The 23,436-nt window shown below is 35.2% G+C and carries 24 protein-coding genes and 1 pseudogene; 14 read left to right on the forward strand and 11 right to left on the reverse strand.

Annotated elements, in window-relative coordinates:
* Positions 1 to 104: 104 nt before the first annotated feature.
* On the reverse strand, positions 105 to 260 hold the full coding sequence (locus AACK98_RS02650; RefSeq protein ID WP_339042089.1) for a hypothetical protein: 156 nt from the start codon (positions 258 to 260) through the stop codon (positions 105 to 107).
* A gap of 83 nt (positions 261 to 343) precedes the next feature.
* Between AACK98_RS02650 and AACK98_RS02655 the strand changes: the two genes are divergently transcribed.
* The 13 genes from AACK98_RS02655 (at position 344) to AACK98_RS02715 (ending at position 13,022) form a co-directional block, all read left to right on the forward strand.
* Positions 344 to 2,092: a class I poly(R)-hydroxyalkanoic acid synthase gene (locus AACK98_RS02655; RefSeq protein ID WP_339042091.1), complete on the forward strand. Its 1,749-nt coding sequence runs from the start codon at positions 344 to 346 to the stop codon at positions 2,090 to 2,092.
* Positions 2,093 to 2,450: 358 nt separating this feature from the next.
* Positions 2,451 to 2,801 carry a hypothetical protein gene (locus AACK98_RS02660; protein WP_339040208.1) on the forward strand — a complete coding sequence of 117 codons (351 nt, stop codon included), beginning with the start codon at positions 2,451 to 2,453 and terminating at the stop codon, positions 2,799 to 2,801.
* A complete protein-coding gene (locus tag AACK98_RS02665) occupies positions 2,770 to 3,159 on the forward strand; it encodes an IS1 family transposase (protein ID WP_339040210.1) in 390 nt (129 codons plus the stop codon). The genes AACK98_RS02660 and AACK98_RS02665 overlap by 32 nt, the downstream gene beginning before the upstream one ends.
* A 47-nt stretch (positions 3,160 to 3,206) precedes the next feature.
* The gene (locus tag AACK98_RS02670) at positions 3,207 to 3,974 is read left to right on the forward strand and encodes a Bax inhibitor-1/YccA family protein (RefSeq protein ID WP_339042093.1); all 768 of its coding nucleotides are present in this window, start codon (positions 3,207 to 3,209) and stop codon (positions 3,972 to 3,974) included.
* Between the two features lie 1,915 nt (positions 3,975 to 5,889).
* Positions 5,890 to 6,039: a hypothetical protein gene (locus AACK98_RS02675; protein WP_339042095.1), complete on the forward strand. Its 150-nt coding sequence runs from the start codon at positions 5,890 to 5,892 to the stop codon at positions 6,037 to 6,039.
* Positions 6,040 to 6,462: 423 nt separating this feature from the next.
* Complete coding sequence (locus tag AACK98_RS02680; RefSeq protein WP_339042551.1) at positions 6,463 to 7,032, forward strand: DUF4131 domain-containing protein; 570 nt, start codon at positions 6,463 to 6,465, stop codon at positions 7,030 to 7,032.
* Between the two features lie 89 nt (positions 7,033 to 7,121).
* Complete coding sequence (locus tag AACK98_RS02685; RefSeq protein WP_339042097.1) at positions 7,122 to 7,538, forward strand: hypothetical protein; 417 nt, start codon at positions 7,122 to 7,124, stop codon at positions 7,536 to 7,538.
* The gene (locus tag AACK98_RS02690) at positions 7,501 to 7,779 is read left to right on the forward strand and encodes an IS1 family transposase (protein ID WP_339040270.1); all 279 of its coding nucleotides are present in this window, start codon (positions 7,501 to 7,503) and stop codon (positions 7,777 to 7,779) included. Before AACK98_RS02685 ends, AACK98_RS02690 begins: the two co-directional genes overlap by 38 nt.
* 288 nt (positions 7,780 to 8,067) lie before the next feature.
* A complete protein-coding gene (gene acnA / locus AACK98_RS02695) occupies positions 8,068 to 10,731 on the forward strand; it encodes an aconitate hydratase AcnA (protein WP_339042099.1) in 2,664 nt (887 codons plus the stop codon).
* Between the two features lie 803 nt (positions 10,732 to 11,534).
* Positions 11,535 to 11,738 carry a hypothetical protein gene (locus AACK98_RS02700; protein WP_339042101.1) on the forward strand — a complete coding sequence of 68 codons (204 nt, stop codon included), beginning with the start codon at positions 11,535 to 11,537 and terminating at the stop codon, positions 11,736 to 11,738.
* A 63-nt stretch (positions 11,739 to 11,801) separates the two neighbouring features.
* Positions 11,802 to 12,672 (forward strand): IS630 family transposase gene (locus AACK98_RS02705; RefSeq protein WP_339040258.1). Its coding sequence is split into 2 segments (ribosomal slippage): positions 11,802 to 12,125 and positions 12,127 to 12,672, totalling 870 coding nucleotides; the frame shifts between segments, so codons are not numbered across the junction.
* 6 nt (positions 12,673 to 12,678) lie between these two features.
* A complete protein-coding gene (locus AACK98_RS02710) occupies positions 12,679 to 12,843 on the forward strand; it encodes a hypothetical protein (protein WP_339042103.1) in 165 nt (54 codons plus the stop codon).
* A gap of 20 nt (positions 12,844 to 12,863) precedes the next feature.
* The gene (locus AACK98_RS02715) at positions 12,864 to 13,022 is read left to right on the forward strand and encodes a transposase (protein ID WP_339042105.1); all 159 of its coding nucleotides are present in this window, start codon (positions 12,864 to 12,866) and stop codon (positions 13,020 to 13,022) included.
* 11 nt (positions 13,023 to 13,033) lie between these two features.
* On the opposite strand, the gene AACK98_RS02720 is transcribed toward AACK98_RS02715, so the two are convergent.
* From AACK98_RS02720 to AACK98_RS02735, 4 genes are all read right to left on the reverse strand, one after another.
* Complete coding sequence (locus AACK98_RS02720; protein WP_339042107.1) at positions 13,034 to 14,158, reverse strand: ankyrin repeat domain-containing protein; 1,125 nt, start codon at positions 14,156 to 14,158, stop codon at positions 13,034 to 13,036.
* A 76-nt stretch (positions 14,159 to 14,234) separates the two neighbouring features.
* Positions 14,235 to 14,495: an IS1 family transposase gene (locus AACK98_RS02725; RefSeq protein ID WP_339042109.1), complete on the reverse strand. Its 261-nt coding sequence runs from the start codon at positions 14,493 to 14,495 to the stop codon at positions 14,235 to 14,237.
* Between the two features lie 13 nt (positions 14,496 to 14,508).
* Positions 14,509 to 14,892 carry a hypothetical protein gene (locus AACK98_RS02730; protein WP_339042111.1) on the reverse strand — a complete coding sequence of 128 codons (384 nt, stop codon included), beginning with the start codon at positions 14,890 to 14,892 and terminating at the stop codon, positions 14,509 to 14,511.
* Between the two features lie 106 nt (positions 14,893 to 14,998).
* On the reverse strand, positions 14,999 to 15,220 hold the full coding sequence (locus tag AACK98_RS02735) for a hypothetical protein (RefSeq protein WP_339042113.1): 222 nt from the start codon (positions 15,218 to 15,220) through the stop codon (positions 14,999 to 15,001).
* A 951-nt stretch (positions 15,221 to 16,171) separates the two neighbouring features.
* Between AACK98_RS02735 and tnpA the strand changes: the two are divergent.
* Positions 16,172 to 16,573: pseudogene (tnpA, locus tag AACK98_RS02740) on the forward strand (IS200/IS605 family transposase); the annotation flags it as partial.
* A 109-nt stretch (positions 16,574 to 16,682) separates the two neighbouring features.
* Here tnpA and AACK98_RS02745 read toward each other — a convergent pair.
* From AACK98_RS02745 to AACK98_RS02770, 6 genes are read right to left on the reverse strand one after another with little or no spacing between them, the layout of a single operon-like run.
* On the reverse strand, positions 16,683 to 18,473 hold the full coding sequence (locus AACK98_RS02745) for a type IV secretory system conjugative DNA transfer family protein (protein WP_339042115.1): 1,791 nt from the start codon (positions 18,471 to 18,473) through the stop codon (positions 16,683 to 16,685).
* Between the two features lie 7 nt (positions 18,474 to 18,480).
* Entirely contained in the window at positions 18,481 to 19,476 is a 996-nt protein-coding gene (gene virB11, locus AACK98_RS02750) for a P-type DNA transfer ATPase VirB11 (RefSeq protein ID WP_339042117.1), read from the reverse strand.
* Positions 19,473 to 20,930: a TrbI/VirB10 family protein gene (locus tag AACK98_RS02755; RefSeq protein WP_339042119.1), complete on the reverse strand. Its 1,458-nt coding sequence runs from the start codon at positions 20,928 to 20,930 to the stop codon at positions 19,473 to 19,475. The genes virB11 and AACK98_RS02755 overlap by 4 nt, the downstream gene beginning before the upstream one ends.
* Positions 20,931 to 20,935: 5 nt before the next feature.
* A complete protein-coding gene (locus AACK98_RS02760) occupies positions 20,936 to 21,634 on the reverse strand; it encodes a TrbG/VirB9 family P-type conjugative transfer protein (RefSeq protein ID WP_339042121.1) in 699 nt (232 codons plus the stop codon).
* Positions 21,635 to 21,662: 28 nt separating this feature from the next.
* Positions 21,663 to 22,379, reverse strand: a complete 717-nt coding sequence (locus tag AACK98_RS02765) for a type IV secretion system protein (protein WP_339042123.1) — start codon at positions 22,377 to 22,379, stop codon at positions 21,663 to 21,665.
* Between the two features lie 9 nt (positions 22,380 to 22,388).
* Positions 22,389 to 22,991 (reverse strand): superoxide dismutase, encoded by a 603-nt coding sequence (locus AACK98_RS02770; protein WP_410520012.1) that lies wholly within the window; start codon positions 22,989 to 22,991, stop codon positions 22,389 to 22,391.
* Between the last annotated feature and the right edge of the window lie 445 nt (positions 22,992 to 23,436).

Here is a 23,436-nt window from a genome sequence, read left to right on the forward strand (position 1 = left end):
TAACACGATAAGGCCTTATTTCTCCATTGTTACATGCAAGTAATTATTGCAAAGAAAACTTAATATGTTTGGTTGCAGAAAACAAGTATCAAAACTTTAAGTATTTATATCTTTTTGATATTTACATAATAATATTCATGCGTACTCATGAATAGTTTGTTATTGCTTGCAGCTCCTATTGTTTTTATATAAGCTCCAGTACTAGCTAATGCCTCATTGGATTTAGGAAGCCATTTTTGCTGCCTGAAATTCTCTGCCAACTTTTATTTTAAGGCGTTTAGAAGGCTTCAAGGCAAAAATTTGATTTAACACAAGATACCAGGAAGTGGAAGTTATGCAGACAATGGATCCAAGCGTATATGATTTTCAAAAATTTAGCTCAAATCTTACGTCAGCTTACCTAAAATATCAGGAAGTGATGGGAATATTTATGTCAATTTGCGCAAATCAAGAGGCCGATGCTCCAGGCTCTATGATACAAGAGCTTTCGCAAGTAATGCTTCCTGTGATGCAGTTTTGGTCAAATCCTGCCATTATCATGCCTATGATTCAGCAGTTTGCATCCTCTTGTGCATTGAATAACTTGTCCTCGGTAAAAAGCACAGATTCAAACAACAGAAAATTTGCAGATTCAGAATGGACAAACAATCCATTTTTTGCATTTATGAAAGATACTTACATAAAGCAATCCGATTGGCTAAACAACATCGCTAAATGCTCAAATATTTCAGATGAGAAACAAAAGAAAAAGCTAGAATTTTATACAAAACGTTTTAGTGATGCAATATCTCCTGCTAATTTTGCTTTTTCTAATCCTGAAGTAATGAGAGAAGCGATTGCAAGCAACGGCGAGAATTTTGTAAAAGGTATGGAAAACCTTCTTCAAGATTTAAAAGCTGCACAAAAAAATGGTAAGTTTAGTATACCAACTGTTGATAAAACTGCATTTGCAGTTGGAGAAAATTTAGCTGTTACACCTGGAAAAGTAGTATATCAGAACGAATTAATACAGCTGATTCAGTATGAAGCTGTTACAAAAGAAGTGCATAAAACACCACTGCTTCTAATTCCAGCTTGGATAAACAAGTTTTACATCTTAGATTTGCAGCCTGCCAACTCATATGTTAAGTGGTTAACAGAACAGGGTTATACTGTTTTCATGATATCTTGGCTGAATCCTGATAAATCGTTTGCGCATAAAACTTTTGAAGATTATTTGACGGATGGCGCTGTGACTGCAATCAAAAAAGTTGCAGAAATCACAAAAGAACAGAAAATACACTGTGCTGGATATTGTTTGGGTGGAACACTCCTTGCTATAGCTTTGGCGTATTTATCTGCAAAGAAAATTGATATAGTACAGTCAGTAACATTTTTGACGACGCTGGTGGACTTTGCTGAATGTGGAGATGTTGGAGTATTCATAGATGAGCCTGAGCTTCGCTTTATCGAAAGTATAATGGCAAAGGATGGGATTCTTGATGGATATTATCTATATCAAACGTTTAGCATGCTAAGAGCTGACGATATGATATGGTCATTCTTTATAGATAACTATTTGCTTGGAAAATCACCTAGAGCATTTGATATACTTTACTGGAATTCTGATTCTACGAGTCTTCCTGCTGCAATGCATTCATTCTATTTGCGGAGAATGTATCAAGAAAATGCTCTTGTAGCACCAAACGCGCTTAAATTTGGTGATATATCTATTGACTTGAGAAATATAAAAATTCCAGCTTATATACTTGCTACAAAAGATGATCATATAGCGCCTTGGAAATCAGCTTATAAAGCAACGTCGGTGTATTCAGGCGAGAAGAGATTTGTGCTGAGCGGTTCAGGTCATGTTGCAGGCGCAATTAACCATCCTAGCAAGGAGAAATACTGCTACTGGGCCAATGAAAAGCTGGGGAAAGAGCCAGAAGTATGGTTAGAGCAAGCTAAAGAATTTAAAGGCTCTTGGTGGAACGATTGGTTAGTCTGGATGCAAAAACATGGGGCTGCTAAAATTCCACAGAGATCAATTGATAAAAAAATGGTAGTAGAAGATGCGCCTGGTAGCTATGTTAAAAAGAAATTATCTTTTTAATATGAGGTTCATTCTGAAACTTTTGTTTCAGTGAAGTGTGTATAAGTAAGCATCCTTCAGGAAGTCACGGTGCGACAAAGCAATTTGTGGCTGGAACAAGTTGTTTTAAGAAGCAGTCTATTGAGTTGCCGATCAATCACAACTGGTGTCCTGCAGTGTTTTGAGCAATCTAGTTTGCCTAAGCTTTTATGAATAAAACATAGCTTAAAAAGCTGAATAGAATAAAAATGGCACTGTATTTTTATAAATTTAGAAATGCATGGGAATTTTGGGCATTGCTAACCAAGAATAGATTTTGCTTTTAAATTCGCGTATATGTATACTGCCTTGATAGTAAGTTATATTGGAAGCATTATATATGTTAAGTTGTAAGCATTGTGGCAGCATAGGAAGCACAAAGAATGGCTATATTAAAGGTCGTCAGAGGTATAAGTGCCTAGAGTGTAAAAAGAGCTATAAGTCTGGAGATATGAGAGTAAAGTACAGCCTTAATAAAAAGATGAAGGTTGTTAGTATGTATCTGGAGGGAGTTGGAATTAGATCAATCGAGAGATTAGAAAAGGTCTCGAGTTCACTTATAATAAAGTGGATTAGAAAATTCTCAAAGCTTCTAAAACAAAGGCTGAATGATGTTACGATACCTGAGGATGCCAAGCAAATCTCAATTATTGAGCTGGATGAGCTTTTTAGTTATTGCCAAAAAAACTAACAAAGTCTACATTTGGCTTGCTGTTGATAGGGACAGAAATAAAGTTGTTGATTTTGAAGTGAGCATTGTCAGGGATTTTGCATCCTATCTTCCGATTGCCATGCGATTACAAAGTAGCTACGAGATAGAGATATCATGCAGTGACCATTACGACGTTTATGAAAAATTTAGGATTGCTAAAAAACACTATTCTACTAAGGCAGAAACGTCTTTAGTGGAATCATTCAACTCATTAATACGGCACTATTTAGCCAGGTTTCATCGTAAAACCAAACGTTACAGTAAGGCCATAGATATGATCTATAACTCTATCCTAATGCTTTTTAATAAAGACTTGCTGATATCTATCTTTAGTTAGCAATGCCGAATTTTGATCAATGTGCTGATTGCAAATTGTGATAGATTATGTTAGATTGTTGTTGTAAAATTTTATTTTGTGATATTGGTATGGATTATATAAAGCTAAAATCGAATATTTCTAGTGTTGCAGCAGATAAGCATACGACCTTCGATGAGGGCTTGCGTGCTTATATGTTGTCTGTTTATAATTACATGATGCTTGCGCTTGCTGTAACTGGTGCTGTTGCTATTTATATAGCTTCCTCTCCGCAGTTGGTTGTGGCTCTTATGTCGAGTGCTATATGGTGGGTTGCGGTTTTTGCTCCTATAGGCATTGTGATGTTCATGAGTATAAAGTCTGCCACAATAAGTTTTCAAGCTGCTAGAGCTTGTTTGTTCGCGTATGCTGCATCGCTTGGTGTGTCAGTTGCTATAATATGCTATTCTTATACTGGTGAGAGCATAGCTCGTGTCTTTTTCATTACTGCTTCACTTTTTGGTGCCATGAGCATTTATGGTTATACAACCAAGCGAGATTTGACAAACTTTGGCTCATTTTTAATGATGGGGTTGTTTGGGGTCATTATAGCTAGTTTAGTGAATATTTTCTTGCGTAGTAGTGGGCTGCATTACATTACATCATTCATATGTGTATTGATATTTACTGGTCTTACTGCTTATGATGTTCGTAAGATTAAGGATTCTTACTATGCTCTTGGTGGTGCTAGTGCTGACGTTTCAAAGGTTGCTGTATTTGGAGCTCTAAACCTATACATGGATTTCATAAATTTGTTTATATCCTTGTTGCGCATCATGGGAAACAGAAGAGATTAAATCTATATAGAGGTCTTTCCTATTTTTTTCATAATAACATGTTTGTATCTATTTGGCGTTTCTAGGGCAACAGGAAAAATGATGCTTTCCCTGTTGCTTAGGGTTTTAGTAGTTGTAGCTTTGTCAGTGACAACAAAAGTAGGTAGCCTTATTGTTCATTGTTTAATTGTTGTATGCTCTTGCGGTTTTTCTTGCCATCATTTGAAAAACTCAGAAGGATGATTCCCTTGCACGTAGACGTGTGGTTTATAGTTAGTTTTCATTGGTAGCAAGCTCATCAAGCAATGTTGTTGTGAGTGTGAAAAGTCTGCTTGTTAAAAATTTCTATTTATTATTCTCTTTGTGTGTTTCGTGCGTTCATAGGAAGAGATCTATATACCACAGATAAAATGAAGAGTTGGTATTCAATTATGCACACATACGAAGTTAGACTTCAAATAAGAGCTAGGAAGAATTTTGTGGTATGTGTAATAATCTGTAACGAGTGGTCTTTAAAAGGCACCAATTTTATAAAGTATGGCGAGAGTATCCTCTAGCTGAAAGAGGATGATAGGGCTGTACTATAGTCAAGGAAGTTGAAGTTTAAAACCATATGTCAGTTTGTAATATCTTTAACTTCCTTTGCTATACATGCTAATAGCTTATACAAAATCCCACAAATAACAGAACACTTTAGCTTCGTCTTTTTTTTAATTTAAGTGTGCTCTTCGTCGCTGTAATTCTAGTATAGCTCGCTTTAAATCTCATCTTAATTTTCCTATCAAAATCCAAGTTTGACATAAGGAATCTGTGTGTTGCATGCAGAATGAAAGCTATCGATTGTCTCTAACACTACAATATTCTGAGAATATTCTGTGACTCTCTTGCTAGCTCACCTTAAGCAGCATACTAAAAACGAATTTCTAAAAACCTTGTTCTTTAAAAGTGCGTGCAAGCAAAGGCAATGCCTTTGCTTATATGGTAAATTAAGTTGAAGTTTGCGTATTAAAGAATTGAACCAAAGCATACATATGTTATTACTTTTTTCGGAAAATCTTCGCTGTATGAGGATGGCATTTTTCCTTTGAGTGTAACACACATCTATATATATGCACAAACTTCAACTTAATTTACTATATTAAGCGATATGCTTGTGCACTTTGCCGGTAATGCTATATGTAATGATTGCAAGATACAGCCTAGCGTTGTAAATATCGCAAATATTTAACATATTCTAAAAAAATATAGGTTTTTAAGCTGATTTGCGAGCAAAAATATTGAGATCTGGGAGATGATCCGCTAGTCTGTGCTTGTGTGTTCTATTCGCCGCTTAAATATTCTGCTGTTTATAAGAAAATCAGTAGAATATTGCCCATTATCCCTTCATCTCAATAGCATAAATGATAGGCCTCTTTTGAAACTAGCTTCTGGCAAAGAAATGGCAGGAGATTTAGGCGCAAGAAGGAGTGGAGTGTATTTGATATACATTTAGGATCCTAGGCACGAAATCAACGCACCAGTTCTCAAAAAGGAAATAGAGTTTCAAAAGAGGTCTAATATAAAGCGGCAGTATATGTGTTGATATAATTTAACGCGAGTTGCCAATTAATTGCTTGCTGTGTGGCAGATTTTAGGGCCCTATATGTTGCTTGAGGGTTTTTGCAAATAAATAAAAATAACATATGAAAAAGGTTTTTGCATCAAGGTACTGGTTTTGATGATTTGATGAAAGATCTATTGATCCGCATTACCGGTAATTAGTAGCTTAGATGCTTAATATTAATTGGCAACTCGTGCTAATTTAATAAGGTAAATAATACGTTTGATATTGATATAAATGCAATAAATGAAGAGCTAAATATAGTCCAAGCAAGTAGTCCTTTTTCTGATCAATCTGATTATATGGAGATTGCGAAGGTGTAAAAATGCTTTAAAAGTGACGAAAGAAATGTATATGAAAATTTCTACTATAGGAAGTGATGTTATAGATTGGAATTTTGAAATCGAAATAGAAAATCAAGATCATAGCAAGCAATCTATAAAATATAGTGCTTTAGGAGAGGTCATGCTGCCTTATTATAAATAGAGATGCTTTCGCAATTTTGATATTTTTTTGTAAAATTAAGATAATTGGTCTCTGTACTTAAAAAAATTGCAATATATAATAGCACTGCTCGTCAAAGCTACTTGCGCAGACTTTTTTAACCTAATTTTTAAAATATAGTCAGGGAATTTGAAGGCGTTATATTATTTATGAAAGCAAAATCAGCAGCTTGCTAAAATGTTTGAAAATTGTGTGCTAAAGATATAACTTCAGATTGTGCTACACACCTACTCTATAATACTTTCAATGTTCTTGACTATACTTGTGAAGCTTTAATATCAATTAACTCTTGTACTACAAAACTTGTCTTGGTTCTCTGAAGAAATAAAAAATAGGCTGCTGTGGGTTCCTTTCTTCGCAGGACTCGGAATACTCTATTTCCTCTATGTTGGTGCATTTATGAAAATGTACCAGCTACTCATACTTTTAGTGTGTTTATATATACTGATGATGTGCTCAAAAAGAAATGTAATTCTTTATTGCGTTCTTGCTGCAGTACTTTGTATATCTATCGGCTATCTAGCTGCAAGATTTAGAAGTGACAGTGCTTTTACACATATGATAGATACAAAGATTGATTCTGTATTAGTGATTGGCAAGATAGAAAATATAGAGGTAAGATCGAGAGATTTGAGATTATATCTTTATGATTTAAGTATAGACAAAGTGGAGCAGGCTAAAAGTCCTGTGAAGATCAGGATTAATACAAGGGAGAAAAATTTAGCTCTGAATGTCGGTGATAAAATAGAGGTTAGGTGTAATATATTGCCACCTCCAAGGCCGATGTTACCTTGGGGCTTTGATTTTAGTAGACATGCGTATTTTAAACAAATAGGTGCTGTTGGTTATGCGACTGGTAAAGTTAGAGTGCTGTCTAAGTCACAGAGACATCAAAATGAACAACAAGATGAGCTGTATATAGATGATAAGTTAAATGATGGAGAGTTTTCACAATTAGATAGAAGTATGATATGATCACTTTTTTAAAAACTAAAGAGTGGTTTTATGGTTTGTTGTAAGGGATGTTGCTCTGATATCTTTGTAAAGAATGGCATTGTGAGGGGGTGTACAGCGTTATAAGTGCAGATCATGTTCTAAATTTTGTTGAGGGCGATCTGGGCAAGAAGCCTCAAACAGCTGTTAAGAAAGCATTATGCGTTATGCTATATAGTCTTGGTAATGGCTCTTTTTCTATGTTATGCAAGATATTATGGCATTCGGCGTCCATAATTTATCGCTGGGTAGTAGAGGCGATGGGCAAGACTCAGGAGCCAGTTGTCTCTTCGGATATTATGGAGATGGAATTCGACGAGATGTGGCATTTTATTGGTTCAAAAAAAACAAGCTTTGGATCATTAAGGCAGTTGATCGTAGTACAAGGAGAACAGTTGCCTGGGTTACAGGCAATCGTGATACTGCAACATTCCAAAAGCTCTACAAAAAGTGAGTCATCTGAAGGAATGTCATTTTTATACGGATGATTGGGATGCTTTTTCTAAAATTTTACCCAAAGAGCGTCATACAATTGGAAAGTCTGGCACAGTATGTATCGAGAGAGATAATAGCAACACGCGACATCATTTATGCCGAATGACACGGCGCACTAAAATCGTTTCTAAAAAAGAGTCAATGGTATATAGATCCATCAAGCTTTGGTGCGCTCTTACTATTACACAAATATTCAAACAATATCAAGAACAACTCTTATCTATCTTTATGTGAAAACTCTCATTTTTTGAAATATTATATGCAGAAATGCTATGCTGTCAAATCAAAATTACTTCTATATTTCAATTTTTAGCATTTTTTAAGAGAAATAATAAATTAAAATATGCGATGAAAAGTTGCATATATATGTAAAAAATTTTGATAACTTACACTTCTTTCGCAAATCATAAATAATGCTTTGTTACTTTTTATTAAAAAATGTTATCGTCTTAACTAGATAGGGTATTTATCATTATATATTATTACCCTTTAGATAGTATTCATCTTTTTGAGTGGGAAAATATGCAATCTGTGGATAGTTTGAAAGTGAAAGCAGCTCTAACAATAGAGGGCGAAAAAAAAGAATATCAATTTTTTAGTTTGCAGGATGCGGCTATTAAGCTTGGTTTTCAACTAGCAAAACTACCTAATTCCATCAAGATATTATTTGAAAACTTGCTTAGGCACGAAGATGGAAAATATGTATCTATTGCTGATATACAAGCAATTCCGAACTGGTTAAAACATAATAAATCAGAACAAGAAGTGGCATTTTTTCCTGCAAGAGTGCTAATGCAAGATTTTACAGGTGTTCCTGCTATTGTTGATCTTGCTGCTATGCGAGACGCAGTTTTGAAAAAAGGTGGAGATCCCAAAAAAATTAATCCATTAATTCCTGTAGATCTTGTAATAGATCACTCTGTTCAGGTAGATAAATATGGTAGTGTCTCTGCATTACTTGCAAATACCGAAAATGAGATGAATCGCAATAAAGAACGCTACGAATTTTTGCGTTGGGGACAAGATGCTTTCGACAACTTTAGAGTCGTGCCGCCTGGCACTGGAATATGTCACCAAGTTAATCTAGAATTTTTTGCTAAAGTTGTATGGAGTTCAAGTGATTCAAATAAATATCTGGTATTTCCTGATACGTTAGTTGGAACTGACAGTCATACTACAATGATTAACGGACTTTCAGTGCTTGGTTGGGGAGTAGGTGGTATAGAAGCTGAAGCTGCAATGCTTGGACAACCTATCTCCATGGTATTACCAGAAGTCGTTGGTGTAAAATTAGTTGGCAAACTGAAACATGGAATCAATGCAACAGATTTAGTAATAACTATAACAAATGTGCTTAGGAGCAAAGGAGTAGTTGGCAAGTTTGTTGAATTTTATGGACCTGGACTTTCATCAATCACACTTGCAGATCGAGCAACTATTGCAAATATGTCTCCTGAATATGGAGCAACTTGTGGATTTTTCCCTATAGATGATGAAACTATAAAGTACCTTGAGCTAACTGGTAGAACAAGAGAGCAAGTTGCTCTTGTCAAAAAGTATGCTAAAACACAGTTATTATGGCGTGATGACAATGCTGAAATGGAGTTTAGTGATCATATAGAGATAGACTTAAACGCTGTGGAAATGACATTGGCTGGTCCAAAAAGACCACAGGATAGGGTATTGCTGCAAGATGTTGTCTCAAACTTTAAGGAATCTTTATCTGACTTTCATAAGAGTAGCAAAAAAGTTATGTCTCTTGCTTCGAAAAGTATGAACAGCTTAAAAGATGGAGCAGTAGTAATAGCAGCGATTACAAGTTGTACAAATACATCAAATCCTTTTGTGATGATCTGCGCAGGACTTTTGGCAAAAAATGCGGTAAAGCACGGCCTTTCCTCAAAACCTTGGGTCAAAACTTCTATAGCACCTGGTTCTCAAGTTGTTACAGAATATCTGAAAAAATCTGGATTAGATAAATATTTAGAGCAGCTTGGTTTTTACACTGTTGGATATGGATGCACTACTTGCATAGGAAATTCCGGTCCATTGTTGCCAAAAGTGGAGCGTGATATATCAGAAAATAATTTGATGGTTGCATCAGTTTTGTCAGGAAATAGAAATTTCGAAGGTAGAATACACCCACTAGTACGTGCTAATTACCTGGCTTCTCCTCCTCTTTGTATTGCATATGCTATTGCTGGCAATGTGATGGTAAATCTTGCAACAGAGCCACTTGCTACTAACGCAAGCGGTGAAGAAGTGTACCTATCAGATATTATGCCAACTGATGCTGAAATTAAATCTATTATGAATATTATAGACGCAGAAATGTTTAATAATAGCTATAAAGATGTGTTTGGTGGCAGCGAAGAATGGAGAAGAATTAGCAGCTCAACAAGTACTAACTACGCTTGGGATTCAAGCAGTACATATATAAAGTGTCCGCCATATTTTAACAATATGGGAAATAGCAATAGTCTTACATCCATTTCTGGTGCTAGGATTCTTGCTATCCTAGGAGATAGCACTACAACTGATCACATTAGTCCGGCTGGTTCTATTGCGAAGAATAGTCCAGCTGCTATATATTTAACATCGCTTGGTGTGCAACAAAATGATTTTAACTCATATGGTTCAAGGCGCGGAAATCATGAAGTTATGATGCGAGGAACTTTTGCAAACATAAGAATTAAAAACAAAATGCTTGATAACGTGGAGGGCCCTTACACTATATGTTATCAGAAGAATGGTGCCCAGATGAGTATATATGATGCTGCTATGGAATATAAAAATGCTGGTGTTCCTCTTGTCATATTTGCTGGTAAAGAATATGGAACTGGTTCATCTAGAGATTGGGCAGCAAAAGGTCCTAGTTTGCTTGGTGTTAGGGCTGTCATAGCAGAAAGCTTCGAACGTATTCATAGATCAAATCTAGTCGGCATGGGCATTATACCTTTTATGCTTAAGGATATAACTTGTGATAATTTAAGCTTAAAAGGTGATGAGTATATTGATATATCAGATATCGAAAGTGTCAAACCAAAACAGGAATTAAGTTGTGTTATAAGAAGTCCAAGTGGCAAACAAAGTGAGGTAACACTGATTTGTAGGATTGATACTGAGATAGAGATGGAATACGTAAAAGCAGGCGGAATACTGCATTACATGCTTTTAAAGCTATAATTTTTATATGCATAATTAAAATATAGCAGAGGGATACTAGCTCAAACGTCAAAAGTATAATGTTATTGTCTTTATCGTGAAAAGCTCGTGTTTTAACAATGCAAGTTACTAGTAAGTTACGCGCGCTAAAAGTCTCGAAATAAGCATAAAATGGCCCCCTAGTGTCAAAATGGTGTTTAAATCCGTAAGAAAATGTTATAATAAGCACAAAAAACTTACGGATTTTGTGAAAGTAGTGTTTGCGCGGGGTACAGGACCAATTAATATATCCAAAAATTAGCGCAGGGCCGAATACTGAGCTAATTTTTGACGGATGGACTACATACCGTATTTGGCGTAATTAAAAATAATTCTAGCTTTAATCCTAATTTAATGCTTGTTTTTTTAAGACAGTATCAGAACCTTATTAGTCCATCATCTTTCGCGGAGAATTTGAATATACTCTTATAATCCTTGGTGGATTTATTTATATCTAGCTCTCCTATATAATTCAAGATGCATACTTCCGGAAGGCGCAATTTTAACTTATCAAATATATCAGATTTACTTAGCAATTTTTGGTTTTCAGATAAAAATTTTGGAATCTTATCTATCAATATAATGTAATGCGCATAAATCCTAACATGTTTTTCATGGCATTTTTCAAGAATATAACTGCCATGTATTCAAGAAACAAAGACACAGCACCTAAAAACCTCAGCTAGTAAAACAACTTTGATGAATGTGCAGCAGTATTTATTCTGCTGCACATGGAAAGCTTATAACTAAAATCATCTATTTTACTAAAAATAATCGAGGAATTTATGGCATCTATTATACTGGGAAATACAGGTGAGAAATTAGGTGAAAATCTTATAGGCGGTTTTTTTGCTCCTACTATTGGGAGATATTTTAGTAGCTTTTTGGGAAGTGTAATAGATAAACAATTATTTAGTGGAAATGATACGAGTGTTGCAGGGATTGCATATATCAATCACCAAAGTGCAACATATAGCATAAGTGACTAAGATACTGACAAAAGTTAGGAATTAAGATATAAAAAGTGAGTATGAAATAAAAAGCATAAAATTATGGCAAGAGCATATCCAATAGAACTTAGGGTAAGAGTAATAGAAGCATTAGAAAATGGTGCAAGAATCACTAAAGTGAGTAAACTATTTAGAGTGAGTCGTGATACTATCTATAAGTGGAAAATTCTGCAAGATAAGCACGGTTCTTTGAAAGCAGCAAGTGGTTATCAAAAAGGTCACAGTCATAAGATCAAAAATCTAGAAGATTTTAAAGAATTTTTTGAATTAAATATTGCTATGACATCAAAAGAACTAGCAAAGAAGTGGTGTAATATATCACCTACAACGATCTTACAGGCGATAAAAAAACTTGGTTATAGCTATAAAAAAAACTCATCTTCATCCGAAAAGAGATATTCCGTTAAGACATGAATTTATTGAAAAGATAAAAACCATCACAAGAGATAAAATAGTATATCTTGATGAATCTGGAATAGAAGATAATGCTTGTAAAGGATATGGTTGTAGTATTTTAGGAGAAAGGTGCTATGGGGAAAAGGTGTATCAACATAAAACTAGAATAAGTATGATAGCTGGTCTTTGTAATTGTAATCTTATTGCTCCCGTAATATTTGAGGGTAATTGCAATAAAGAGGTCTTTGAAGCTTATATTAGGGAGATGTTAATTAAAGAATTAAAACCTGGACAAACTGTTGTTATGGATAACATTAACTTCCATAAGAATCCTAAAGTGAAAGAGTTAATTGAATCTGTGGGTTGTTACATATTATTTTTACCAACTTACTCTCCTGATTTAAATCCTATAGAGCATTACTGGTTTAAGATAAAAAATGAAATTAGAAAAACTATAGATTTATTTGATACTCTTTATGATGCTGTTTTTAATACAATTAAATTGTCAGCACCTTAGTCACTTATGCTATACGGTAATGTAATACCAGAAATATACGGAACAGTGCGTATTGCTGGTAATATAATATGGTCTACAGCGATCAAGGTGCGAAGAGAAATTGATCAAAACTCAGGTGGAAAATTTTCAAGCAATATCAAATATAAGGAGCCAACTTATATGTATAAGTAGTCGTAAGTTGCTACAGGAATTTGCACTGCTCCGTAAGCGGTATTGGGGGACAACATCTTTGGGCCAGAGGGTATTTTGTTGTGACAGTTGGCAATGTGAATTCAGAAGAAGTGCAAAAATATATAGAACAGCATGAGGAACATCACAAAAAAGATGATTTTAGAATATCAGAGTTTTAGCGTTTACGCTTTTAATCTGCTTTGCAAGCGTTACACAAACTACCGCGCTTTAGCCGGTAGTAATTGATATCTATTCCAACATCGCTTCCCTTCTCAAGTAATAATTTTATTACCTCATGATTTACATTTTGTGCGGCGTATTGGAAGAATGAGTGAGTCCAGCGTGTCAGCACTGTTATTATGTCTATTTCAACATTGCTTACCCTCTCAAGTAATAATTCCATCACCTTATGATTCTCATTTCCTGCTGCATAGTAGAAAATCATACAACTTTTAGCTTTTAATACTTTTTTTATATCTATTCCAACATCGCTTCCCTTCTCAAGTAATAATTTTATTACCTCATGATTTACATTTTGTGCGGCGTATTGGAAGAATGAGTGAGTCCAGCGTGTCAGCACTGTTATTATGTCTATTTCAACATTGCTTACCCTCTCAAGTAATAATTCCATCACCTTATGATTCTCATTTCCTGCTGCATAGTAGAAAATCATACAACTTTTAGCTTTTAATACTTTTTTTATATCTATTCCAACATCGCTTCCCTTCTCAAGTAATAATTTTATTACCTCATGATTTACATTTTGTGCGGCGTATTGGAAGAATGAGTGAGTCCAGCGTGTCAGCACTGTTATTATGTCTATTTCAACATTGCTTACCCTCTCAAGTAATAATTCCATCACCTTATGATTCTCATTTCCTGCTGCATAGTAGAAAATCATACAACTTTTAGCTTTTAATACTTTTTTTATATCTATTCCAACATCGCTTCCCTTCTCAAGTAATAATTCCATCACCTTATGATTCTTATTTTTTGCTGCATCGCTAAAAGTTGTGTACTTTTCTGTCTTCAATGCTTCTTGTATGTCTATTCCAACATCGCTTCCTTTCTTAAGTAATAATTTTATTACCTCATGATTTGCATTCTGTGCGGCGTACTGGAAGAGTAAGTAATCCCGGCTTTTCAGCGCTTTTTGTATATTTATACCAGCATTGCTTCCCTGCTCAAGTAATAATTCCATCACCTCATGATTCTCATTTTGTACTGCATAGATAAAAAGCATGTGCTCGACATCTTGCAGCACTGCTTGTAGGTCTACTCCTTCCTTGTTAACATAATCCAGTAATAGCTCCATTACCTGATGATTTTGATTTTTTACTGCAAGCTTCAATGCTTTATATTTTTGTCCTTCTATAATTTGTTGAGAGTTTTCACATAAAGATAGATAAGAGCTGTTCTTGATATTGTTTGAATATTTGTGTAATAGTAAGAGCGCACCAAAGCTTGATGGATCCGTATACCATTGACTCTTTTTTAGAAACGATTTTAGTGCGCCGTGTCATTCGGCATAAATGGTGTCGCGTGTTGCTATTATCTCTCTCGATACATACTGTGCCAGACTTTCCAATTGTATGACGCTCTTTGGGTAAAATTTTAGAAAAAGCCTCCCAATCATCCGTATAAAATGACATTCTTTCAGATGACTCACTTTGTTGTAGAGCTTTTGGAATGTTGCAGTATCACGATTGCCTGTAACCCAGGCAACTGTTCTCCTTGTACTACGATCAACTGCCTTAATGATCCAAAGCTTGTTTTTTTTGAACCAATAAAATGCCACATCTCGTCGAATTCCATCTCCATAATATCCGAAGAGACACCTGGCTCCTGAGTCTTGCCCATCGCCTCTACTACCCAGCGATAAATTATGGACGGCGAATGCCATAATATCTTGCATAACATAGAAAAAGAGCCATTACCAAGACTATATAGCATAACGCATAATGCTTTCTTAACAGCTGTTTGAGGCTTCTTGCCCAGATCGCCCTCAACAAAATTTAGAACATGATCTGCACTTATAACGCTGTACACCCCCTCACAATGCCATTCTTTACAAAGATATCAGAGCAACATCCCTTACAACAAACCATAAAACCACTCTTTAGTTTTTAAAAAAGTGATCATATCATACTTCTATCTAATTGTGAAAACTCTCAATTTGTTTAATACTTACTCCATTATTTTGAGCGGCCTTAAAGAAAGTTGCGAGAATTGTAGCATCTTCTTGCTGCAAAATATGGAAGAAAAATTCCTCATTCTGCAGCCACTTTGGAGGCAGAAGGTAATTATCATTTTGCATCTGAGCAATGATTTCATCATAACTCTGTCTCAAATCTATTGTCTTTTCTGTGCGTTTCATAAGTAAATTCCTGAAAATACATTAATATGCGATAAATGTAGAGGTCGTTGCGCGTATTAGTTTTAAATGTCTCTATTTTAGCTGGCAACTCTTGATAATAAAGAGAAAGCCGCATATTTTTGCCGCTTTATTGTGGTGATTGGCATTTTATATGGGATACGTATTATAAACAAATTGATCTTGCCATGTCAATTAAATATTTAAAGATTTTTATGGAGAATTTGTTAATTATATGGCTAAATTGCAATTATTCTTTCTTCAAAAATGCGAGAGTTGCTAAGAAAACTGATCTTGAGTGATCAAATAGAAGATTTTTGATGCAGTGCCAGTGCCGCCGCTTGGGAAATATTCGCCTGAAGCTCTTATAAAGCTCTTAGCTTTTAGGACTTGTAGGCGAATATATATGGTAAATTAAGTTGTAGTTTGCGTATATATATAGATATGTGTTACACCCAAAGGAAAATGGCATCCTCATACAGCGAAGATTTTCGGAAAAAAGTAATAACATATGTATGTTTTGGTTCAATTCTTTAATACGCAAACCTCAGCTCAATTTACTATAGTGTAGAAAATAATACATAAGCCAAGAGAATACTTAGCTTATGTTTTTAACCAATTAGAAAATTTGACTTGTGCAAGCAAATAAATTTTTATGGAGAAGTGAAATGTGCAAAAATTAGTACAGAATTCGGCCATGCGCTAATTTTTTGGATATATTATTATTCATGTGCCATGCAAACACTGCTTTCACAAAATCCGTAAGATTTTTACGTTTATTATAACATTTTCTTACAGATTTAAAGCGCTATTTTTGCGCTCCAAGCACCATTTTATGTAGTTATATGTGATATGGTTAACACCCTCGCCTTTAGGCGAACACTTTAGTATTAGTTATCTAGGAAATGTGCTAAGGGAGGACGAATGGAATATAGGAGATGATCCCACAGCCTATATGACCTAAAGTATCATATAGTATTTTGTACTAAGTATAGGTATAGAGTTTTAACTGGGCAAGTTGCGATTAGAACTAGGGAAGTAATCCGAGAAATATGTGCTGCTAATTACATAAATATAATTAGTGGCAGTATGAGTCCTGATCACGTACATATATTAGCATTGGTTCCGCCTAGTATATCAATATCTAAAGCTGTGCAATATATTAAAGGTATAAGTAGTCGTAAGTTGCTACAGGAATTTGCACTGCTCCGTAAGCGGTATTGTGGACAACATCTTTGGGCCAGAGGGTATTTTGTTGTGACAGTTGGCAATGTGAATTCAGAAGAAGTGCAAAAATATATAGAACAGCATGAGGAACATCACAAAAAAGATGATTTTAGAATATCAGAGTTTTAGCGTTTACGCTTTTAATCTGCTTTGCAAGCGTTACACAAACTACCGCGCTTTAGCAGGTAGTAATTGATACATACTTTCGAGACTTTTGGCGCGCGTATAACTAGACAATTTAAGATTGTGCGGTATTTTCTGCTTCTATTATTGCTGTAGTACTACCTTCACTTTCATCTTGTTTTTTTCGTTTGCTAGTTCTTGGATCATATGGTTCTTGTTGTGGAATCTCAATAGGTTTCAAAAGCCGTTTTTTGAAAATTGACTCCTCATAATATTTTATCTTCTTAGATTTTATAGGACCACTTGACTCTATTAATAGAATTTGTTCATCTCTTGGTAGTGCTATCACTTCTTGTGGTAGCAATAAAGCACGTTGTGTTTTAGAAACGTTTAAAGAGCGAGAAGCTGGATTGAAATCAAGAAACTTAGGCTTGCTAGCAGATACTTGGTCAACAGTCTTATTTCCACAGAGCTGAGATATTAAATTTGCAGTTTCCATATTATTCGCTGCGAAAGTAACGCGGTATGTAGAATTTGATAAAAATGAATTCATTCCAGATTCTTCATATATTCCTTTTAGCTGCTCTGTATCTTGAATAATCAGAAAGAGACGTACATGGTATCCCCTAAAGTACGCTATTCCAGTCATAAACTGTTCCATTTTACCAAGTGTTGGAAATTCATCCATCATAAACATAACACCATATGGATCCTCTTTACTTGGCAATCTTCTTGACAAGAATTCGGTTGCTTGTTGATAGAAAACCTGCATCAAAGGCTGTAATCTTTTTAGGTTATCTGGTGTTAAACCAACATATACTGTTGTTGGTATGCGTTTGAAATCCTGAATATTAAAGTCACTAGAGGCTGTAGCTGTATCTATAAGAGGGTTCGCCCAAAGTTCTAAGCTAGAGTTCATTGTAGATATTACGCCAGAGCGTTCTTTATCAGCTTTTTGAAGAAAGGCAGCTAAGTTCATGTATGCAACTGGGTGTATATCATTTCCCATTGTATCAAGCACTACAGCTAAATTATAGACGACGTCATCGCTACGCATTGTCCGCACTACTTCACCGAATGATGGAACTTTATTAGGGTCTGCTATTAGATATAGCACAACCCCTACAAAAAGTGACCTAGCTTCGTTGTTCCAAAATTCCTTTTCTGGCATTATCAAGTTAGCTATCTTTTGCACATCATCTACCATCTGGCCAGACTTAGGGCTGACCCAATCTATTGGATTATAACAGTGCGTGATTCCATCAGGGTTTGCTGGATTCCAGCAGTATACTTTTTGGCCAATTTTAGAACGCCATCCACTGGTAAGATCAAAGTTTTCTAACTTAATGTCATGTACAATTACAGAATCTTCCCAGTATAAAAGATTAGGAATTACGAACCCAACACCTTTACCAGAACCTGTAGGTGCAAACAACAGCGCATGTTGATAACCTGTTGCAACTAAAAAGCCATTTTTATCTTTTCCAAGGAGCATACCTTTCTTTGAGCGCAAGCCAAGTCTCTTTATATCAGATTCAGATGCCCATTTGGCGTCACCATGAATAGATTCTTCTGCTTTAAAAGGTCTAAGCGCATATATCTTTGCTTTAAATGCTATTATAAGCGTAATGAATGTTCCAAGTGGTACTATAGAAGAGATGATTATACGAGGGATAAAGTAATTGTTATATGATATGTTGATGCTACTTAAGTACTTAAACCACCACATGTAGTATCTAATTAAGATATCAAATGGTGCAAGTGACTTTACAAACTCCGGTGAAAGTGCTTTAGCAGTTCCATATTCTGTACATGCGAAGATGAGACCAGACAAATATATAGACAATACTATACAAAGTAATCCGCATGAGAGAGCAGCTATAAAATTTTTAATTTCATTCCACATATTTATGTCACCTTAAGTCATCCTTATGTAGTGCATCAAAATATATCTCAGAGACGTATCTTTTTCCGTGCTCACCTCTCTTTAGCTGCACTATGATATTCACTACATTCATTATATATTCTTTAATTTGTTCGGGAGGCATCCCAAGCCCCGCTTGCATTACCATAAGTTTTAGCTGTTCAATAGCCATTTTAGGAGTATCTGCGTGAAGTGTTGAGATTGATCCTGGATGTCCAGTATTAATGGCACGCAAGAAGCTAAAAGCTTCAACACCTCTTAATTCTCCAACTATTATTCTATCTGGTCTAAGCCTTAGACATGCTTCTATTAAGTCTTGAGTTGAGACTTTAGCTCTACCTTGACTACCTTTTGAAGCCAACAAATGCAGAGTATTCGGGTGGTCTTTTAAGTCTATTTCTCTTGCATCTTCGCATGTAATTAAGCGTTCTTCTTGTGGTATTGCTTTTAGCATAGCATTCGTAAAAGTTGTTTTCCCTGTAGAAGTTCCGCCGCTAACTATTATATTTTTCTTAAATAATATTGATTGATACAAAAACTCTTTTATAGAATTCTCTTTTAGAAATTTGAGCAAAATATCATTATTCGGATCTGAGGATTCAGATATTACAGTGCGTTCAAATGCACCTAATTTTTCATAACCATCTAAATCTAGATTCATCGCAGATGGTTTTCTTATGGAAATCCCTATACTTCCAGCTTCGCAAGCTGGCGGGATAACTATCTGTATCCTAAAGCCAGTAGGAAGTGTAGCAGATAGCAGTGGAGTTTCTTCAGATATTGTCTGGCTTGTGGATTGTGCAACAAGCTGTGCAAGGCCTCGTAAATGGTCAAAATCTAGTTCTGGCATTTTTTCCATTCTCATGTTGCCACGGTTCTCAATCCAGCACTCAAATGGATTATTTATAGATACTTCACTTACTCCATCCTCTGCAAAGATATATTTAAATGGTTCAAGGTATGTCTCAAGCGCTGTAAACTTCATCTTCCTATCACAGTGTTGTTAAGAATGGTAGAAGGAGGAAATACTAGGTCCTTCTGAACTAGTATATTGATTCTTACTCCTTGGTCTATAATAATTGTAGGTTGAGTTGGGAAATTTGCAGCTAATGCCTCTTTTGCAACTTGTGTAAATTGCTGTGTGCCTTGATTAATAGCATTTGCAGTAGTACTCCCTGTGACAGTAACGCTTGGTATACCGCCTGTGGTTGATGTTGTGCTGGTTGTTGTAGAATCATCCAATTTGCTTGCTGCTATAGGAATAACATAAGATACCAGAAAAGCGCTTGCGAGTTTTTCAAAAAGCTTAGTATCGACATCGCCAGGTACACCGACTCTACCCAATTGGTCTGTGGCAGCTGACCCAATTGCTATATCAATTCCATCTGGCCTGATTAGACGGTCCCACACCACATTTACTCTAGTCTGCCCATTTGCAATACTTGATTGATAGCTACCTATTAATCTTGAACCTTTAGGTATCAACACACTTTTACCACTTTCAGCATAAGTGTCTCGTGTTACTAGTGCTCTTAATGTTCCAGGAATATCAGTGTTTATAGCTGTTTCTAGTACAGCATGCACTATTTTGCCTTGCAATAGAGTTCTATCTAATGCTTCTGTTTTTGTAGCATTTACTTTGACGCTAGGACTACTTTGTATAGTTCCACCATCAAAAGATCCGTTGCCAAAACCTAAAAATCCAGAAAAATCAGTTTTCTCTTTAGAATCGCCATCAGCAGATGAATCACTACTTTTGCTTGATTTATCGTCTTTTGTATCCATAAACGACTTAACAGAACCACTGCCAACTACTATGATTCCAGATTTGCGTCTTGCTTCTAACTTTTTTTGTTTATCGCTATCTAAGTCATCGATATTAAAAGGTTTTGTGATGTCAGGCCCACTTGCTGTTGGAAGCGGTATACTTTGAACAGGTGGGGTTGCAGGTAGAGGTGGTGGAGCAGGGGGAGGAGTTGGTGGTGACGGCTCTTTGAGAGTTGGTATATCAGGTAATTTCGGCGCAGGTTGTGGAGTGGAAGCTTGTACTTCAGGTGCACGAGGAACGGGTACAGCTTCCTTCATTATTTCGTTTTTGTTTGAGTAAGTTTTTCCATCTTGATCTGATAATTTATTACTTGCATCATTTTTAAAGAAGAGAAAATATATTGTGACTATAAGTGCTATGATACAAAACACTAAGATGAGCTTACGCTGCGCAGGAGCTGCAGCCACTGCAGAAAATTGTTCATTAACAGTTTTTGAGGGTTTTATGCGCTCACTTGGTGAGTGTTTTGTGTCTTGAGAGTCAAATTCCTCATTCTGTAGGTATTCATGCTCCTTCTTGCTATAATTACCAAGAGTGGGTTCTTGAGCACTCTGTTCACCTTCTTGAGTGTTTTGCACTTCCTCATTTACATCGTTTTTATCTTTATCCATCTGCATTACTTGGTAAATTCGTTATTAGTAACTTCAGCAACTTCCCCATCTAACGAAATTCTAAACTGAGCAGCAGTTGTGTTTACAACAAAATATTTACCCACTTTTTTCAAAGATGACTCTAAAAACCTCCCATCTTTTTTAGAGGATATTACTGGCGCTCTAGCAGAGCTATACTTACCAAAATAGAAGAATGTTTTTATTCCGTCATCAAAAACCTTTGTTGGGGAAGCATTGTTAGAGCCGTTAACACTATAATTGAAATTGTAAGGTCTGATAGCAGGAACGGTATCTGTTTCCCTCACTTTACTTAGCTGAGGTTTTATAGTGTCTTTATATTCATCTGGATAGAAGAACCGTACGACATAAACAAGCTCGTCATCTATAGCACCATACGGCAGCTTAGATTGCAATTCAAACTGATATGTGCGTTTATTTGTGATGATCGTCATATTTGTTAATATATCATCTTCGAGTGGCTTTATAAAAAGTCTGCGCCCTACTGGAGAAAGTTGCCATGCATAATTGTTCCCTACAGAAATGGTGTTAATTTCTTCTCCGTCTGCGAACTCTAAACTAGTTTGATAGCCATAATTGAGAACTATTCGAAATACTTCATTTTCACTATAGACAAATGTTTTGATTCTACTATCTGTAGTGATAGATTTGTTTGCATGTGCAAAATCCATAGCAGGAAATTGCACGGACAAAAAACATATGACAAAAAATATTTTACTGTATTCTCTCATCTTCAATCCTATAAAGTGTAACTCTAAAGCCAAGAGGGTTTATCAAACGTTCTTGTTCATTCATCTCAACGTTTTGAAAATCAAATTCTAAAAAGACAATTTTGTCAGATCTTGATGTAACAGCGCCAGAAACCTCCATCATTATTCTAACTTGTGCGGATTTTTCAGTTGGAAATATTATAGATTTCAGTGATATTTTTCTAGTGCTTGCTTGTCCATATATATTATATGGGCTATTTGGATTTGCCAAACTGAACTTTGGTTTATAATCTGAAAAATATACATTGGGTGTCGATAGTACCCTGACAACGGTGTAATAATTTTGAGAAAACGTAGACTGGAAATATTCTTCTCTTGAAGATATATATTTCATTACAAAATATCTTTTTACTGCTTCATTTGCAGAGTAAGCAGCTACAGTCAATGGATCAACAACAGTTGCAACGCCAGTCTTTTTTTCTATTTCAATAACAAATGGTTCTATAGATCTTGTGCTTCTTATATAGCCTATTATAAAAACAGAAGCTGCCAGCACTCCAATTGCAACTGTAAGCAATAGAAAAAGAACATTGCGTTGGATCAAGGTGGATTCATAACGTTCTTGATACCAACTCTTTAGGATTTTAGCATCCTCTTTATTAGTTTTATTATTTACTACTCCAGCGCTTTTAAAAGGATTTAACATGCTTATATTATTCACATATGTTAACTATATTGCCAAGAAGTTTTGATTTGCAAATTCCCAGTTGATTAGGTTATCAAGAAGGTTTTTCAGATATTCTATTCTCCTATTCTGATAATCAATGTAATATGCATGTTCCCATACATCAATTGTAATTAATGCTTGTTGCCTGCTTATCATTGGAAGGTTTGCATTTCCTGTTTTTGTGATCTTTAACTTTTCTGTTGATGGATCGAAAACAAGCCATGCCCACCCGCTACCAAATTGTGATAAAGCAACTTTTGTAAATTCTTCTTTGAAAGCCTCATAGTTTCCAAAATCACTTTTGATCTTATCTTGCAATTTTCCAACTGGAGTTCCGCTACCTTTTTTCATGGAATTCCAATAAAATGTATGATTCCACACCTGCGCTGCATTATTAAATATTGCAACATCATTTGAATTATCGTAGCTCAACATAATTATATCATCTAGCTTCTTGCCACTCAACGTGTGGTTTTGTAGCAAATTATTAAGGTTATTAAGGTAAGTTTGATGATGTTTATTGTAGTGTATATCTACAGTTTGTGCTGAAATATATGGAGCTAGCGCATCAAGTGAGTAAGGTAATTCTGGTAATGTTAACTTAATATTTTGCATAAATTTCATCCATACTTTATTTGGTATTTTTCTATTATTGCATAACAACTTGAAATGCTTCAATTACTGCTTTTTAGTCTATGCTAAAGAAGTATAATAACTAAGTTTCAGGAATGAATCAAACATCTGCTAGATAGCATGCATTATTTCATATAGATGCGATAGTTTTTCTTTATAAATTTGATGTCATTCAAATCACGAACCTTACTTTTATACCAACAACATCTCATCATATCTCAAGAATTTTAATTTCATTGTTACTACTCTGTGATCAGCTTAATCTATTTGAACGAAAGAATCACTAACTCTTAATATATGTTATAGATGAATATATAAAATATATCAGTTGTGCTGGTCATCAAAGATTGATTATAGACGCATAAGATAAAGTAAAAGAGATTCTGCTGATTTTGTAATTATACATTGTAAAAACGTA

This window comes from Candidatus Lariskella endosymbiont of Hedychridium roseum (assembly GCF_964020185.1).
Classification (GTDB): domain Bacteria; phylum Pseudomonadota; class Alphaproteobacteria; order Rickettsiales; family Midichloriaceae; genus Lariskella.

Coding starts and splice junctions, on each gene's coding strand:
- AACK98_RS02655 (WP_339042091.1), top strand. CDS start 344: ATGGATCCAAGCGTATATGATTTTCAAAAATTTAGCTCAAATCTTACG.
- AACK98_RS02660 (WP_339040208.1), top strand. CDS start 2,451: ATGTTAAGTTGTAAGCATTGTGGCAGCATAGGAAGCACAAAGAATGGC.
- AACK98_RS02665 (WP_339040210.1), top strand. CDS start 2,770: ATGAGCTTTTTAGTTATTGCCAAAAAAACTAACAAAGTCTACATTTGG.
- AACK98_RS02670 (WP_339042093.1), top strand. CDS start 3,207: ATGTTAGATTGTTGTTGTAAAATTTTATTTTGTGATATTGGTATGGAT.
- AACK98_RS02680 (WP_339042551.1), top strand. CDS start 6,463: ATGTACCAGCTACTCATACTTTTAGTGTGTTTATATATACTGATGATG.
- acnA (WP_339042099.1), top strand. CDS start 8,068: ATGCAATCTGTGGATAGTTTGAAAGTGAAAGCAGCTCTAACAATAGAG.
- AACK98_RS02700 (WP_339042101.1), top strand. CDS start 11,535: ATGGCATCTATTATACTGGGAAATACAGGTGAGAAATTAGGTGAAAAT.
- AACK98_RS02710 (WP_339042103.1), top strand. CDS start 12,679: ATGCTATACGGTAATGTAATACCAGAAATATACGGAACAGTGCGTATT.
- AACK98_RS02720 (WP_339042107.1), bottom strand. CDS start 14,158: ATGGAGCTATTACTGGATTATGTTAACAAGGAAGGAGTAGACCTACAA.
- AACK98_RS02725 (WP_339042109.1), bottom strand. CDS start 14,495: ATGTCATTTTATACGGATGATTGGGAGGCTTTTTCTAAAATTTTACCC.
- AACK98_RS02735 (WP_339042113.1), bottom strand. CDS start 15,220: ATGAAACGCACAGAAAAGACAATAGATTTGAGACAGAGTTATGATGAA.
- AACK98_RS02745 (WP_339042115.1), bottom strand. CDS start 18,473: ATGTGGAATGAAATTAAAAATTTTATAGCTGCTCTCTCATGCGGATTA.
- virB11 (WP_339042117.1), bottom strand. CDS start 19,476: ATGAAGTTTACAGCGCTTGAGACATACCTTGAACCATTTAAATATATC.
- AACK98_RS02755 (WP_339042119.1), bottom strand. CDS start 20,930: ATGGATAAAGATAAAAACGATGTAAATGAGGAAGTGCAAAACACTCAA.